Below are 14,032 nucleotides of genomic sequence, written 5' to 3'. Positions count from 1 at the left end.
GGCTGAGCCGAGCCCAGGGCGCGGCCTCAGCGTCGGGTGACGGCCGCATCGATCAGGTCGGCGAGTCTGTGTGGCACCGAGAACTGCGGCCAATGACCTGAGCCGATGCGCACGACCTCCGCGTCGCCTATCGCCCGGAACTCGTCGGCGTACGGGCCCCACTGCTCGAGCTCGGACTCGAGCGTCTCTCGGTCCATGCCGCCCATGAGCAGCGTCACGGGGACGGAATGCCGAGCGCCGGGACCGAGCGTGATGTCGTCGGTGGGTACTCTGGCCGGCACGCTTCGTGCGAGAGGCGCGGTGCGCGCGCGAGTCTCGTCGTCGAGATCGTCGACGTCTTCGGCGGGGAAGAAGTCCCAGCCGGGGAAGGGAACGACGCCGTCGACCACCTCGAACTCGCTGATGCTGAAACCGGAGGGCGGCGGAACGGTGTCGACGAACACAGCTCTGGTCACGACGTCGGGGCGCGCATCCGCGACACCCCAGGCGACATTGCCACCGCCGCTGTGCCCGACCACCACGACCGGCCCGCCGACGGCGTCGACCGCGGCCACGGCGGCGTCGACCCACTCGGAGATGCCGATCTCGGATGAGTCGTCGGCTGAGGCTCCGACGCCGGGCATCGTCAACGGATGCACGGTGTGACCGGCGCGCTGGAGATCTACGGCGACGTCGTTCCAGCTGGAGGCATCGAGCCAGAGGCCCGGGATGAGGATGATGTCCATGGCCCGACGATAGACCGGGCCACCGACATGCGCTACGGGAGCAGTGCGATGACCTCGGACAGGTCCTGGGGGCCGACGACCAGGCTCGCCGCGGCGCGTACGGCCGGCTTCGCGTTGAACGCGAGTCCGAGCCCGGCGACCGACATCATCTGCAGATCGTTGGCGCCGTCACCGATCGCGATCGTCGCGTGACGCGAGACACCGAGCTCGTCCGCCCAGGCCAGCAGCGACGTGGCCTTCGCGGCGGCATCGACGATCTCGCCGTCGACGCGGCCGGAGAGAGCGCCGTCTGCGACCTCGAGGCGGTTCGCGCGCCAGCGGTCGACACCGAGTCCCGGGGCGACGTCGTCGAGGATCTCGTGGAAGCCGCCCGAGACGACGCCGACGACACCGCCGCGTTCATGGACGGCAGCCGTCAGCTCGCGCACGCCGGGGGTCGGTTCGATGCGGGCGAGCACGCGGGCGAAACCGGACACCGGCACGCCTTCGAGAGCGGCCACGCGTGAGCGCAGGCTCGTCGCGAAGTCGATCTCACCGCGCATCGCGGCCTCGGTCGCTGCCTCGACCTCGGAACGGCGTCCGGCCTCGTCGGCGATCAGTTCGATCACCTCGTTGCGGATGAGGGTGGAATCGGCATCGAGTACGACGAGGAAGCGCGCAGAGGTCACGCCTCAGAGCCTATCGACAGCCGTGGTGGTCGACGTGCGGTCCGACCCGTGACGACGCGGTCACCGTTCGATGAACAGGCCCTTGCCGACCACGGTGATGCCGGACTCCGTCACGGTGAAGCCTCTGGCGAGGTCTCGCTCTCTGTCGACGCCCACCGTCGCGCCGTCGGCGAGAACCACGTTCTTGTCGAGGATCGCACGATGCACTCGAGAACCCGCGCCGACTCTCACTCCGTCGAAGACCACGGAGTCGGTGATCGTCGAGCCGCCGCCCGCGAGCGTCCACGGACCCACGACGCTGCGCTCGAGGTGCGTGCCCGACAGCACGGATCCGAGCGACACGATCGAGTCGATCGCGTTTCCGATGCGACCCACCGAATCGCGCACGAACTTGGCGGGCGGCGAGTTCACCGCCTGCGAATGGATCGGCCATTCCATGTTGTAGAGGTTGAAGATCGGGAGCGTCGAGATCAGGTCCATGTGGGCGTCGAAGAAGGAGTCGATCGTACCCACGTCGCGCCAGTACGAGCGGTCGCGGGGAGAGGACCCCGGGACGTCGTTCTGCTTCATGTCGTAGTACCCGGCCTCACCGCGGTCGACGAAGTACGGGACGATGTCGCCGCCCATGTCGTGTCCGGAGGTCGGTGATTCGCCGTCGGCCTCGACAGCCGCGATCAGAGCGTCGGCGTCGAAGATGTAGTTGCCCATGGACGCGAGCACCTCGTGGGGCGAGTCCTCGAGGCCGGCGATGTCGGTCGGCTTCTCGAGGAACTGCTTGATGCGTCCGGTCTCGGTGTCGGCGTCGATCACGCCGAACTGCGAGGCCATCGCGAGGGGCTGGCGGATGCCGGCGACGGTGGCCTTCGCGCCGGATTCGATATGCGCCTCGAGCATCTGGCGGAAGTCCATGCGGTAGACGTGATCGGCGCCGATCACGACAACGATGTCGGGCTTCTCGTCGTTGATCAGGTTGAGGCTCTGGAGGATCGCGTCGGCGGAGCCGGAGAACCAGCGCTTGCCGAGTCTCTGCTGCGCCGGAACGGAGGTGACGTACGAGTCGAGCAGAGCGGACATGCGCCACGTCTGCGAGATGTGGCGGTCGAGGCTGTGCGACTTGTACTGCGTGAGGACCACGATCTGGCGAAGGCCCGAATTTATGAGGTTCGAGATCGCGAAATCGATCAATCGGTACTGTCCGCCGAAGGGCACTGCAGGTTTCGCGCGATCAGCCGTGAGGGGCATGAGACGCTTTCCCTCGCCGCCGGCGAGGATGATGCCGAAGATCTTCTTTGGTGCGGACATGCACCAACCATAGAGGCGAATCGGCCCGGCGAACTAGCATCTGGACAAGTGAGTCACTACCGTCTAGACATGCGCGTCGAGATGATCACGAAGGAATACCCGCCGGAGATCTACGGGGGTGCGGGCGTCCACGTCGCCGAGCTCGTCACAGCCCTCCGGCAGAATATCGATGTACAGGTTCGAGCCTTCGGTGCTCCTCGCGATGAGGCGGGCACTTTCGCCTATCGGACGCCCTCCGAACTCGCCTCCGCGAACGCCGCGCTGCAGACGCTCGGCACCGATCTCGAGATCGTCGCCGCGATCTCCGACGCCGACCTCGTGCACAGTCACACCTGGTACGCGAACTTCGCGGGGCACATCGCCTCCCAGCTGCATGGCATCCCTCACGTGCTCACCGCGCACAGCCTCGAGCCGCTGCGTCCGTGGAAGGCCGAGCAGCTCGGCGGCGGATACGCGGTGTCGAGCGGCATCGAGAAGCTCGCCTACGAGAACGCGGCAGCAGTCATCGCGGTCAGCGCGGGGATGCGCGCCGATATCCTGCGCAGCTACCCGTCGGTCGACCCGGCCAAGGTGCGCGTGATCCACAACGGGATCGACGTCGAACGGTGGCGGCCGGTGCAGAACCCCGCCTTCCTCGAATCCGTCGGGATCGATCCCGCTCGTCCGTCCGTGGTCTTCGTCGGACGCATCACTCGGCAGAAGGGCCTCCCTTATCTGCTCCAGGCCGCTCGGCTGCTCCCGCCCGAGGTGCAGCTCATCCTCTGCGCCGGAGCCCCGGACACCCCAGAGATCATGGCGGAGGTGCAGGAGGGCGTGAAGCTCCTCCAGCAGACCCGCGACGGTGTCGTCTGGATCGAGCGGATGCTGCCGCGCGACGAGCTCTCGGCGATCCTCACCGCAGCGACCACCTTCGTGTGCCCGTCCGTGTACGAGCCGCTGGGCATCGTGAACCTCGAGGCCATGGCCTGCGGCGCCGCGGTCGTCGGCACGGCGACCGGCGGGATCCCCGAGGTCGTCGCCGACGGTGTCACCGGACGGCTCGTGCCGATCGAGCAGCTGCAGGACGGCACGGGCACGCCCGTCGACCCTGAGCGCTACATCGCCGATCTCGCCGGGGTCCTGACCGAGGTGACCTCCGATCCGGAGCGCGCACGAGCGTACGGCGAAGCCGGGCGAGAGCGTGCACGCGACGAGTTCAGCTGGGGCGCGATCGCCGACACCACGCGCGCGCTGTACGCGGAGCTGACCTCCTGAGCCGATAGGCTGGAAGCATGTCGAGCGCTCTGGAATTCACCGACGTCGTCGTGCGCCGTGAGGGCCGCGACATCATCGATCACGTGACCTGGCAGGTCGACGATGATCAGCGATGGGTGATCCTCGGACCGAATGGCGCGGGCAAGACCACCCTGCTCCAGCTGGCCGACACGCTCATGCATCCCACCTCCGGAACCGTGACGGTTCTGGGGGAGACCCTCGGTCGCACCGACGTGTTCGAGCTGCGTCCGCGCATCGGCTTCGCGTCCTCGGCGATGGCGAAGCGCGTGCCCCGCGATGAGACCGTGCTGAACACCGTCCTCACAGCCGCGTACTCGGTGCTCGGTCGGTGGAACGAGAACTACGAGGACATCGACGAGCGTCGCGCGCTGCGCGTGCTCGGCGACTGGCGTCTCGAGCACCTGGCGGACCGCACGTTCGGAACGCTGAGCGACGGCGAGCAGAAGCGCGTCCAGATCGCACGGGCCGTCATGACGGACCCGGAGCTGCTTCTGCTCGACGAGCCGACGGCGTCGCTCGACCTCGGGTCGCGCGAAGAGCTGCTGGCCCTGCTCAGCGGCTACGCCTCGTCGCCGACGACCCCCGCGATGCTGATGGTCACCCATCACGTCGAGGAGATACCCGTGGGCTTCACGCACGTGCTGCTGATGCGCGAGGGGCGCATCGTCTCCGCCGGCCCCGTCGCCGAGACGCTCACGGCCGAGACGCTGACCGAGACATTCGGCATGCCGATCGTGCTCACCAGCGAAGACGGCCGCTATGCCGCGCGCGCGGCATCCTGATCACGATCTGATAGAATCGATCCTTGGTGCTCTCTGCACCGCAGACTTCCCTCGTCCCTGGCACAATCCAGGGCAGCAACTAAGGAATCCCATGAAGACTGACATTCACCCCGAGTACAAGGCTGTCGTGTTCCGCGACCTGGGCTCGGGAGAGACGTTCCTCACCCGTTCGACCGTGACGGGCGACAAGACCATCGAGCTCGACGGCGTCGAGTACCCCGTCATCGACGTCGAGATCTCGTCGGCATCGCACCCGTTCTACACGGGCAAGCAGCGCATCATGGACTCGGCCGGCCGCGTCGAGAAGTTCAACCAGCGCTTCAAGGGCTTCGGCGGCTCGTCCAAGTAACGACCTCCGCACTCGAAGGCCCCGTGTTCCTCGGAACACGGGGCCTTCGTCGTACCTGCGGCGGCCGTCAGATGTCGATCACGATGCGTTCGCCGTCGATCCTGCTGGGAGGGTCGCCGGCGGAGGGAGCGGGAGCGGTGCGCGAGGTCTGTCGGTCCCGCTCCATGCCGGCCTCATGTGCCGAGGGCATCCAGATCGCCTCGAAGGATCCGCCCATGCCGCCGCCGGCACTCTCGTACTTCTTCTCAAGGGGCGCCTTCGCGTAGGTCGCCACGATCACGACGACGACTGCGATCACGATGACGAGAAGGATCGCTATCGTGAGGAGCATCCCGAAAGCCTGGGCCATGAGACCAGGCTATTCGGCGCGTGTTCGTATCGGCATCCGCCTGTAGGAGGATCTCTGGCAGAGGAGTCTCAGCGGATGCGGCGACCGTGCGCGAGGTCGAAGAGGCGGGTCAGCACAGGACCGGAGCGCACGCCGTTGTGCTCGTGCTCACTGGTCACCCAGAGCTTCACGCCAGGCAGCAGACGGGAGGTCTCGAGAGAGAACTCCATCGGCACGTAGACGTCGTTCACGTACACCGCCGCAGCACCCGTCGCCCCGGAGGTGGCGATGGCGACCTCGTCGTAGATCCGCGGCCACTCGAATTCCGCGAGCGCGAGCGTGACGTCGCGCCACGGCTGGAATGCCGGGACCGTCTCGGTCCAGTCGCGGCGGATGTGCTCGCCCGTGAACAGGGTGACGTCGTCGCGGAAGTCCTGGGGCTCGGTGCGCTCCGCCGACCATCGTGTCGCGTGACCGCTCGCGTAGCTCGACTCGTGGAACGCGAAGTAGAGCGGATTGCGGCCGCCGTACGGCATCGCGTGCATGAGATCGTGACGGAAGGCGTTCGACGCGGGATCGCGCTCGAGCAGCGACCAGACGGTCTGCCACCCGTCGTTCGTGCCGAGCGCGGAACCCACGGAGCGCAGCCGTGACGGGGAGACCACTTCACCGTCCGGAAGCACGATGTCACCGGACTCCGCCCGATCGACCAGACGGCGCATGGCGTCGCGGTGCTCGGGGAACCGGCGGTAGTAGTGCTCGGATGCCGAGCGCATCTTGTCGTAGCAGCGCGCGTAGACCTCGTCGGGGTGCCGGGTCACCGTGCTCAGGCCGCCGGTGATGAACACGTCGGCGAGCGAGTCCGCGTCGGTCGACAGGTAGGCCAGTGTCGTGAAGCCCCCGAAGGACTGACCCAGCACGCTCCACGTCTCCGCAGCGAGGTGCTCGCGCATCGCCTCGCAGTCGCGGACGATCGAATCCGCGCGCAGATGGGTGAGGTATTCCGCGACCTCGGTGGAGCCGCGTTCGAGGTCTGCATCGCCGACCGGTGTCGAGAGCCCGGTGCCTCGCTGATCGAGCATCACGACCCGGTAGTGGGCGAGAGCCTCATCGAGCCATGCGGGGGACGTCGACGAGTGGAACGGGCGCGGCGCCTCGTGCCCAGGGCCGCCCTGCAGGAAGACGAGGTAGGGGAGTCGTTCGCCTCCCTCGCGCGTGACGACGCGGGCGAAGACATCGATCGTGCGGGTGTCGGCAGGGTCTCCCCAGACGAGCGGCACGGTGAGCGTGTGCTCCTCGACGGTGAGGTCGAGCAGTCGGCGGATGGTGGTGGTGGTCATGTCACATCACATTCCCGATATAGGAGTACTTGACGAACACCTCGGAGGCGATGCCCGCCTCCGAGAGCACGCCCTGCACCGCGTTCATCATGTAGTTCGAATCCCACCCCATGTACAGATGGTGCGACTCGTCGAGCTGGTCCCACTGGCCCTTCCAGGCCATGCCGTCGTAGATGGGTCCGCCATGCGCGGCGCAGTACGAGACGGCAGCGGCACGCGTGTCGGTCCACGCGCGCCGGAAGACGCGATTGAAGAGGTACCTGACGTCGAAGACCTCCCAGCGCTCGCCTCGGTACTCGACGTATTCGAACTCCCGCTCCCAGCCGGCGGGCCAGCCGCGTCGGCGGACGGCGTCGAGGATGGGTGTCAGTCCGTCGTCGTCGATCTCGGGCAGGGCCGGGCGGGCCCAGATGCGCAGCAGATCGGCGGTGAGGCGCACCGTGCGGTCCGAGATCGCAGCGGTGCTCCAGGTCGCAGTGCGCCCGAGCGCCTTCGTCTCTGTCACCGTGCTGCGCGCATACGCCGAGTCGCGCTTGTCGGCGAACGACTCGCCGAACACGCGCTCCGCGAGGTGCTGCTCGAGCAGGGTGAGGTTGCCGAGGGTGGGAGCGAGAGCCCGGTGGGCGTTGCGCTCGTCATCCGAGTAGTCGATCCATGGGCGTACTCCGTCGCCCGACCAGCTGTCGCTCGGGACGGTCGGGACGATTTGCTCGACGTCGAAGTCGATCACGTCGTCGACGCCCTCCAGGCGCCCGAGCACATAGGCGGGATGCGGCAGCTCGCTGTACTTCAGCACCGCACTCACGCGCTCGTCCGACGGGGTGATGCGCGCGAAGGCTCGGGCCAGGGCATCCCTGCCGTCGGAGCGAGCGCGGCAGAGACGTGCCACGAGGCGCTCGTTGGGAAGGTTGACCAGCGTACGACGCAGGTACATGGCCTGGATCCACTCGAGCGTCTCGAGGAGCTCGTCACGCTCGATGAGGCCTCGCGAATGGTCGCTGTAGACGCTCAGTACCAGGGGGTAGGACGCACGGCCGAAGGTGTTCACGAACCGCAGCTGCTGCGCGATCTCGGGATCGTTCTCGAGAGACGGGTCGAGCAGGATGCCGTAGATCTCGGCGTAGTGCCGCCATACCTCGGCATCCGCCTGCAGGTGATCGAGGTCGACACGGGGAAAGGAGTGCCGGAACGCGCTGTACACGCCGTGCTCGCCGTTGGCGGCGACCTCGCGGCCCGTCGTCATCACCAGGTAGTGCCGCCAGAAGGCGCCGATCGTCTCTCCGGTGTGGCGTTCGATCGGCAGCCAGAACCGGGTCTCGACATCGAGCTGCTCGGCGTGGGTGAGACCCATCAGGATGTAGTTGTGGATCAGCTCGTGATCGCGCAGCGGTTCGCCGGTGGAGTTCAGGCTCTCGAAGATCTGCTGCGCATTCGCTTCGGCGCCGAGGGTGATCGACACGTGCTCGAGTCTCTGCAGCCCCCGCCAGATGAGCGGAGCCTCGTCGGTGTGCACCTGGCTGCGGAAGAACGCGTAGTTGTCGTCGAAGCGCGACTCGCGCTCGGCATGGTCGCCGCGCTCGAGCACCACCGACTCGTACAGCTCGGCCCAGGCATCGTGCGGGCGCAGCTTGGTGCGGGTGGCGTCGTCCGGGCGCACGAGCACGCGGTCCAGCTCTACGGCGAGCTCGGGCGAGGAATCCTGCACCGCGTGTCGCAGCGCTGCCACGAGCAGCATGAGCGTCGTGATGCGCTGCTGGCCGTCGATCAGCACGAGGTCGGTGTCGGCGTCGGAGTCATCGGCCGCCGACAGGATCGATCCGATGAAGTGACGATGGGAGTCGTCTTCTCGGGCGACCGCTCGGACGTCCGAGAGCAGCTGCTCGCATCCGCCGATGTCCCATCGGTACTGACGCTGGTACACCGGCACGACGATGGTGGTGGAGTCCTCTGCGAGCCACTCGATCGTGTTGACAGCTGTCGCCTCGACGTTGGTCGCAGTGCTCATGCTGGTGTCTCGCCCTCCCGTAACGCCCGGCGCCGAGGAGTCGCCAGGCGCCCGATTCAGTCTATTCGCTTATTCACGGCGGCCCCCTGCGGCGCTCCAGAGCCGCCCTGTTAGGCTTGCCTTATCAGGGCCTGTTAAAACGTGCTGGCCCCCGATGAAAGGACATGACCTAGATCATGGGATACATCAAATCGAAGGCACTCGAAGACAAGGGCTTCGTCGTTCTCGACAGCTACGACCAGGAGCTCGACCCCAAGGAGTGGCTCGACATCGAGTACAACGACTGGAAGTCGTCGGGAGACACCCGCTTCGCGCCTCTCGCCAGCGCCAAGGGTGAGATCGAGTGCAACGGCTTCTGGAACCACAAGCCGCCGCGCACCGACAAGGACGGCGTCTGGATCGACGAGCAGACCTCCAAGGCTCCGAACCTGACGCGCCGTGCGCAGGAGCCGGGTGCCAACGTCGGTCGCTGCCGCGTGATCGAGCTGCAGCCGACCCCGTACGGCGAGTGCCTGTACAACCTCCACCAGGACGACAACAACCGTCTGAACCCCGACGGCACCGGCTGGGTCGTCCGCGGTTTCTTCAACCTCAGCGACGACAAGGACAGCTTCTTCGTCCTCCGCGAGAACCGCACCGACCCGAGCATCGAGTACCGCATCGCGCTCCCGGCCGGTGCCCAGCTGATCGTCGACACGCAGCGTCTGTGGCACGCGGCGACCCACGTCGGCACCGAGCCCCGGTACTGCCTCATCACGTCGTGGACGTCGGGTCCCGAGCTCGACGCCTACATCGAGAAGTACAACGGCACGCAGGATGTGCCGAACGTCGATGTTCCGCAGGACGTGCTCGAGGCCGGATACGCCGAGCAGGCTCGCCGCGACGCCGCCCGTGCCGCGTACTACGCCGCCAAGGGCCAGCAGGTCAAGCAGGCGATGAGCGAGGCCTGAGCCTCATCCCATCGAAGACCGGCGACGGTCCGAAGGCCCCGGTCCCTGTGACCGGGGCCTTCTCCGTGGAATCACATGCTTGTGATTTCGCCTGGTCTGGGCGAGAATAGCCCCATAACCGCATATTCACGCCAGTTCTCGTTGTTTCAGGTCGTTGGGGAAGACGCACCTGATGAAACGGAGAGATCATGGCGACGGCTTACGCACGCGGAGTGGTTTTCGTCCACTCTGCACCTCGCGCGCTCTGCCCGCACCTGGAATGGGCGGTAGGACGCGCCATCGGTCGTGCGGTGAACTTCGACTGGAGCGACCAGCCGGTGCTCGACGGCGCACGCCGTGCCGAGTTCTACTGGGACGGCCCGGTCGGCACCGGTGCGGCTCTCGCCACTGCGATCCGCGGCTGGGAGCACCTCCGCTTCGAGGTGACCGAGGATCCCACCCCTCGCAGCGACGGCGGCCGCTGGCTGCACACTCCCGACCTCGGCATCCACTATGCGCAGACGGATGCGGCGGGGAACATCGTCATCGGTGAGGACCGCATCCGCTACGCGATGGAGATCGCCGCCGGAAGCGCGAGCGAACTGCAGCGGGAACTCGACATCGCCCTCGGCTCGGCCTGGGACGAGGAGCTCGAGCCCTTCCGTCACGCGAGCGATGACGCCAGGGTCGTCTGGCTGCACAAGGTGGGCTAGTCGACGACACCGCACAGACCTGGAACGGGAAGGCGCGAGTATCGGATGCCGGTGAGTGATCCCGGACGCTGAGAAGGCGAATCCCTGTTCCACATGACGAGGACCCCGCCCCTGCATCAGGGACGGGGTCCTCGTCTGCATTCAGATGACGGCAGACTTCGGCATCTCCTGACGCGCGGACGATCCGCCGGCCATGACGTCGTCCCAGGCGAGCTGCAGTCGTGCCATCGCATCGGCTGTGCGCTCGGGAGGAAGCGTGATGGGGATCCGCAGGCGTCGCTCCAGGACTCCTCCCGTCGAGAAGCGGGGACCCGGCGGCAGGATGAGACGGTGGTCGCGAGCGGCGAGGGAGAGTGCCGTCGATATCGGCGCCCCGAGATCGAGCCAGGTCGAGAGGCCGCCGGGCGTCGTCGGCGTCGACAGTCCGCCGAGGGATGCGAGGCCCTGCGTGACCGCCTCCCGGCCCGCTCGGAGCCGCGTCGTGACGTGAGCGGTGAGCGCCGGCATGTCCTGCAGGAGCTCGACCGCGATGCACTGCTCGAGAAGCGCGGTGCCCAGCTCGAACGAGGGGCGGGTGGCGAGCAGACGTGTGATGAGGGAGCGCTCGGCGCGGATCCAACCGATGCGGAGCCCACCCCAGGCGATCTTGGACATCGACCCGACCGTGACGATCTGCGGACTGTACGCGGCCATAGGCAGAGGCGACCACCCTCGATCGATGTCGAGCTCGGCGGTGGTCTCGTCGACGATCACGTGCGTGCCCGAGTTCCTGGCGGTCGTCGCGATGCGGGACCGCTCGGCGTCGCTCAGGGTCGCCCCTGTGGGGTTGTGGAAGTCGGGGATGAGATAGGCGACGTGCGGCCGGCTGCGCAGGAGGGTGTCGGTGAGGTGGCGCTCGTCCCACCCCGTGACGTCCACCGGGGTGGGGAGAAGTCGGTACCCGTGCCGGTGAAGGGCCTCCAGAGCATGGGGGAATGTCGGCTGTTCGACGAGGGCTCGTTCGCCGCGTCGGCCGATCGTGGCGAGGACGAGGTGGAACGCGTTGAGTGCGCCCGACGTGATGATGATCTCGTCGGCATCGGTCTCGACGCCGCGTTCCGTGAACCGGCGCGCGACCGCCTCGCGCAGCTCGGGGAGGCCGCGCAGTGAATAGCCGCTCGTCCCTCGAAGCGCGGCGAGTCGGGGGAGCGACCTCACCGTCGCGTCGTACAGGCCTGGAGTGGAGTCCATCGAGGCGATGGAGAGGTCGATGGCGTCGTCGTCGTCGGTGCGCGGGGAAGCGGGTGTCGAGTGCGGCAGGGCGACCCGCGTGCTGCCGCCGTGCAGCCGGGACACGTAGCCGTCTTCTTCGAGGAGCCCGTACACCCGGGTCGTGGTCGATCGTGAGCGGCGCAGCTCGAGCGCGAGAGCCCGCTCGCTGGGCAATCGCTCTCCGACGGTGAGCCGGCCGTCGAGGATCAGCGCGCGGATCTGCTCGGCCAGCGCAGCCGCCGTGGCTCCGGCGACGTTCCGTGCGCCCAGCTGCTCGACCAATCGAGATGTCATCACTCCAGCATGCCCCAAAGTGGACTGTTCAGAGCAGGCCACTTTTCACGGACTGGCCTCCGCATGGAGCAGAGCAGCGGGGCCACGATGGAACAATGCACCTCCGTTCCGTCTTCCTCCCCATCGCAGCCACCAGCCGGCGCGACATCGTCGAGCGCATCGTGCAGCTGCTCGCGGGCCTGTTCCTCTATGGCGTCGCCCTCGGTCTGATGGTGCGCGGCGGTATCGGCGTCGCGCCATGGGATGTGCTCGCCCTCGGGATCTCCGAGCAGGCCGGCATCGGCTACGGAGTCGTCACCGTGCTCGTCTCGGTTCTCGTGCTGGTGCTGTGGATCCCGCTCCGCCAGCGTGTCGGGCTCGGCACGCTGCTGAACGCCCTGCTCGTGGGTCCGAGCGCGGACCTGGCCCTCTTCGTGCTGCCCGCGCCCCCGTCGATCTGGGTCGGCGCGCCGATGTTCGTGGCGGGGCTTCTCCTGCTCGCATTCGCGACGGGTCTCTACATCGCCGCGGACTTCGGCCCGGGGCCGCGCGACGGTCTCATGACCGGTCTCGTGGCGCGCACTGGCAAGCCCGTCTGGCTGGTGCGCACCGTCATCGAGGGCAGCGTGCTGCTGATCGGGTTCCTCCTCGGCGGGCCCGTCGGTGTGGGAACGGTGCTCTTCGCCTTCGGGGTCGGCCCGCTCATCGGCTGGTTCCTGCCCTGGACCACGCGTCTGCGCGCGGCTCGTTCTCTGCAGATCGCCCGGGCATAGTCCCGACACGTCGGAAGACGAGAACGGCCCCCGGGTTTCCCCGGGGGCCGTTCTCACGTGTCTGCGTGTCAGTCGGCGCTCGCGAAGACAGCGACGGCGTTGTGCCCGCCGAAGCCGAACGAGTTGCTGATCGCGTAGAGCTTGCCGTCGCCGAGCGGCTGGGCCTCGCCGGAGAGCTTGAACGGCACGGCCGGGTCGGGCTCGGTCATGTTGATCGTCGGCGGAGCGACGCGGTCGCGAAGCGCGAGGAGCGAGAAGATCGCCTCGAGGGCTCCCGTACCACCGAGCAGGTGACCGGTGGATGCCTTCGTGGCCGACACCGGGATCTCGTCGATGCGGTCGCCGAAGACCTTCTTGAGCGCGACGTACTCGTTGGGGTCGCCTACCGGGGTCGACGTCGCGTGAGCGTTGATGTGGGCGACCTGGTCGGCGGTGATGCCGGCCTCCTCGAGGGCCTGGGTGACAGCGCGCGCGGCGCCGTTGCCCTCGGGGTCGTTGCCCGTGATGTGGTACGCGTCTGCGGTGACTCCGCCCCCGAGGACGTAGCCGTAGATCTTGGCGCCGCGAGCCTTGGCGTGCTCCTCGGTCTCGAGGATCAGCACTGCGGCACCCTCGCCCATGACGAAGCCGTCGCGGTCGATCGCGCCGGGGCGGGATGCGGTGGCAGGGTCGTCGTTGCGACGCGACAGCGCCTGCGCGGAGGCGAAGGAGGCCATGGTGATCGGGTGGATCGCCGATTCGGTGCCACCGGCGATCACGACGTCCGCGAGACCGTCCTGCAGGTGGTGGAACGCGTGGATGATCGACTCGGTGCTGGAGGCGCACGCGCTGACGACGGTCTGGGCGTAGGCGCGAGCCTGGAACTGCAGCGACAGGTTGCCGGCTGCGGCGTTCGGCATCAGCATCGGCACGGTCAGCGGCATCACGCGACGGGGGCCCTTCTCGCGCAGCGTGTCCCACGCGTCGAGGAGGGTCCAGAGGCCGCCGATGCCGGTGGCGAAGTCGATGCCGAGGCGCTCAGGGGCGACCTCGGGCGAACCTGCATCCGCCCAGGCCTCGCGTGCCGCGATGAGGGCGAACTGCGAGGAGGGGTCGAGCCGCTTCGCCTCGTGGCGGGGCAGGACCTCTTCGGGACGGACGATCGCCTCGGCGGCGAAGGTGACGGGCAGCTCGTACTGCTGAACCCAGTCGTGTTCGAGGGTGCGGGTTCCGGACTGTCCTGCGAGCAGGTTGGTCCAGTTGTCGGGAGCTGTCCCGCCGATGGCGGACGTGGCGCCGATGCCGGTGACGACGATGCGCTTGGTCATGTGTGGTTCCTT

At 67.6% G+C, this 14,032-nt stretch carries 14 protein-coding genes; 6 read left to right on the top strand and 8 right to left on the bottom strand.

What is annotated here, in order from left to right; all coding sequences use genetic code 11:
- Positions 1–26 precede the first annotated feature (26 nt).
- Genes OD997_RS04340 through glgC form a run of 3 tightly spaced genes read right to left on the bottom strand, consistent with a single transcriptional unit; the run spans position 27 to position 2,695 of the window.
- Entirely contained in the window at positions 27–725 is a 699-nt protein-coding gene (locus OD997_RS04340) for an alpha/beta fold hydrolase (protein WP_434330512.1), read from the bottom strand.
- 32 nt (positions 726–757) lie between these two features.
- A complete protein-coding gene (gene serB, locus OD997_RS04335; RefSeq protein WP_434330511.1) occupies positions 758–1,393 on the bottom strand; it encodes a phosphoserine phosphatase SerB in 636 nt (211 codons plus the stop codon).
- Positions 1,394–1,453: 60 nt separating this feature from the next.
- Positions 1,454–2,695 carry a glucose-1-phosphate adenylyltransferase gene (gene glgC / locus OD997_RS04330; RefSeq protein ID WP_056307331.1) on the bottom strand — a complete coding sequence of 414 codons (1,242 nt, stop codon included), beginning with the start codon at positions 2,693–2,695 and terminating at the stop codon, positions 1,454–1,456.
- A gap of 69 nt (positions 2,696–2,764) precedes the next feature.
- Here glgC and glgA point away from each other — a divergent pair, with 69 nt between their 5' ends.
- The 3 genes from glgA to OD997_RS04315 all read left to right on the top strand — a co-directional run bounded on the left by glgA (position 2,765) and on the right by OD997_RS04315 (position 5,101).
- Positions 2,765–3,949 (top strand): glycogen synthase, encoded by a 1,185-nt coding sequence (gene glgA, locus OD997_RS04325; protein ID WP_434330510.1) that lies wholly within the window; start codon positions 2,765–2,767, stop codon positions 3,947–3,949.
- Positions 3,950–3,966: 17 nt separating this feature from the next.
- Complete coding sequence (locus OD997_RS04320) at positions 3,967–4,752, top strand: ABC transporter ATP-binding protein (RefSeq protein WP_434330509.1); 786 nt, start codon at positions 3,967–3,969, stop codon at positions 4,750–4,752.
- Positions 4,753–4,843: 91 nt separating this feature from the next.
- Positions 4,844–5,101 (top strand): type B 50S ribosomal protein L31, encoded by a 258-nt coding sequence (locus tag OD997_RS04315; protein WP_028501712.1) that lies wholly within the window; start codon positions 4,844–4,846, stop codon positions 5,099–5,101.
- Between the two features lie 67 nt (positions 5,102–5,168).
- Here OD997_RS04315 and OD997_RS04310 read toward each other — a convergent pair whose 3' ends face one another.
- The 3 genes from OD997_RS04310 to OD997_RS04300 all read right to left on the bottom strand — a co-directional run bounded on the left by OD997_RS04310 (position 5,169) and on the right by OD997_RS04300 (position 8,774).
- A complete protein-coding gene (locus OD997_RS04310) occupies positions 5,169–5,450 on the bottom strand; it encodes a hypothetical protein (protein ID WP_434330508.1) in 282 nt (93 codons plus the stop codon).
- A gap of 68 nt (positions 5,451–5,518) precedes the next feature.
- Positions 5,519–6,769: an alpha/beta fold hydrolase gene (locus OD997_RS04305; protein ID WP_434330507.1), complete on the bottom strand. Its 1,251-nt coding sequence runs from the start codon at positions 6,767–6,769 to the stop codon at positions 5,519–5,521.
- Between the two features lies 1 nt (position 6,770).
- Complete coding sequence (locus tag OD997_RS04300; RefSeq protein WP_434330506.1) at positions 6,771–8,774, bottom strand: DUF262 domain-containing protein; 2,004 nt, start codon at positions 8,772–8,774, stop codon at positions 6,771–6,773.
- A 176-nt stretch (positions 8,775–8,950) separates the two neighbouring features.
- Here OD997_RS04300 and OD997_RS04295 point away from each other — a divergent pair, with 176 nt between their 5' ends.
- Both OD997_RS04295 and OD997_RS04290 read left to right on the top strand, forming a co-directional pair.
- Positions 8,951–9,724: a hypothetical protein gene (locus tag OD997_RS04295; protein WP_434330505.1), complete on the top strand. Its 774-nt coding sequence runs from the start codon at positions 8,951–8,953 to the stop codon at positions 9,722–9,724.
- Positions 9,725–9,912: 188 nt separating this feature from the next.
- Positions 9,913–10,416, top strand: a complete 504-nt coding sequence (locus OD997_RS04290; RefSeq protein ID WP_056516966.1) for a DUF3145 domain-containing protein — start codon at positions 9,913–9,915, stop codon at positions 10,414–10,416.
- A gap of 141 nt (positions 10,417–10,557) precedes the next feature.
- Here OD997_RS04290 and OD997_RS04285 read toward each other — a convergent pair whose 3' ends face one another.
- A complete protein-coding gene (locus OD997_RS04285; RefSeq protein ID WP_434330503.1) occupies positions 10,558–11,961 on the bottom strand; it encodes a PLP-dependent aminotransferase family protein in 1,404 nt (467 codons plus the stop codon).
- A 95-nt stretch (positions 11,962–12,056) separates the two neighbouring features.
- On the opposite strand from OD997_RS04285, the gene OD997_RS04280 reads away from it, so the two are divergent.
- Positions 12,057–12,713, top strand: a complete 657-nt coding sequence (locus OD997_RS04280; RefSeq protein WP_434330501.1) for a YczE/YyaS/YitT family protein — start codon at positions 12,057–12,059, stop codon at positions 12,711–12,713.
- A gap of 68 nt (positions 12,714–12,781) precedes the next feature.
- Here the strand turns inward: OD997_RS04280 and OD997_RS04275 are convergent, their stop codons facing one another.
- Positions 12,782–14,020 (bottom strand): beta-ketoacyl-[acyl-carrier-protein] synthase family protein, encoded by a 1,239-nt coding sequence (locus tag OD997_RS04275; RefSeq protein ID WP_434330500.1) that lies wholly within the window; start codon positions 14,018–14,020, stop codon positions 12,782–12,784.
- Positions 14,021–14,032 lie beyond the last annotated feature (12 nt).

The sequence above is a fragment of the Microbacterium sp. CGR1 genome (assembly GCF_051062835.1).
In the GTDB taxonomy this organism is placed as follows: Bacteria; Actinomycetota; Actinomycetes; order Actinomycetales; family Microbacteriaceae; genus Microbacterium.
The sequence above is the reverse complement of the archived record's forward strand: the minus strand, read 5'-3'. Positions and strand labels throughout refer to the sequence as shown.